The 1,195-nt window shown below is 30.5% G+C and carries 1 protein-coding gene; it reads right to left on the bottom strand.

The genetic code is table 11. The features are described from left to right. Nucleotides 1-59 precede the first annotated feature (59 nt). Nucleotides 60-965 carry an AEC family transporter gene (locus tag I6U48_RS29155; protein WP_218324020.1) on the bottom strand — a complete coding sequence of 302 codons (906 nt, stop codon included), beginning with the start codon at nucleotides 963-965 and terminating at the stop codon, nucleotides 60-62. Nucleotides 966-1,195: the final 230 nt, after the last annotated feature.

Below are 1,195 nucleotides of genomic sequence, written 5' to 3'. Positions count from 1 at the left end.
TCTGGTCTTGAATCCTATAATATCTCTCGGAGTATAAGTTAAGTGTCGTCCGTAGACACTTATATTAATAATAGTATCAATGGAATTGTAACGATTGATAACAGTGTTGATACAAAAACACACTTTGAAGCAAACACTTCATTTGCATGGAACTTACCTGCAAGGATTGCAGTAAATGAAGCTGCCGGCATAGCTGTTAAAACTACAGTTACTCCTAAAAGTTCACCTCTGATGCCTATTAATTTTAATACTGTAAGTACCACAATAGGTATCATTATAAGTCTTACAAACGCTCCATAAAATACTGTACCTTCAAAAATTTTTTTAATATCTGCATCTGCAATCATTGAACCTACCATTAGCATAGATAGTGGAGTAGTCATGTTTCCCATCATATTAAGAGTGTTAGAAATAATTATCGGAAACTGAATTGATAGCGAAAATGGTATAGATCCAATTATAACAGCAATTATTCCAGGATTAAAAAATATCTGCTTTAAATAATTCCCCTCTTTTTTACTTGTAAACAGCATCACTCCTAATGTCCACATAAATACTCTTACTGGTATGCAATATATAGAAGCATAAAATACACCTATTTTACCATACATAGCTTCAAGAACTGGATACCCCATAAAAGCAGCATTTGAGAAAACTGTAAGGTACCTCAAAACACTTTTTCTATCATCTGTAGATTTAAAATAAAGTATTTTACTTATAAAATATGAAATAGTATGAATACTGGTAGAAAAAATCAATATAGCCCCTGCGTTAACAAGCATATCCATTGAAAATTTCTGATTAAAGGATGCTATAATCATAAACGGTAAAGTTATATTAAGTATCAAGTCTGTTACACCCTTTTTTACTTCATCAGTTAATATTTTTTTCTTTCTTGCTATTATCCCTATAGCCATTATTATGAATAGGATTGCTACCTGATCGATAACCGCCATATTTAGCATTGCCATCCCCCCGTATAATTTATTTATATGAAAATATTTCTATTCTCCCGAATAGTATTTATTATATTGTACTTGCATAGACTTTGCAATTATAGATAGTTAACTCTATAACTGAACTTATACAATTTGCTATATTTATTGAAAGAAGCAGTGTTTTTAACACATATAAAATACAAAAATGACAAGTTGGTTAATCTTTAAAGTTAACGATCTATAGATACCCATACCAG

The organism is Clostridium thailandense, assembly GCF_019207025.1.
Lineage (GTDB): Bacteria > Bacillota > Clostridia > Clostridiales > Clostridiaceae > Clostridium_AM > Clostridium_AM thailandense.
The sequence above is the reverse complement of the archived record's forward strand: the minus strand, read 5'-3'. Positions and strand labels throughout refer to the sequence as shown.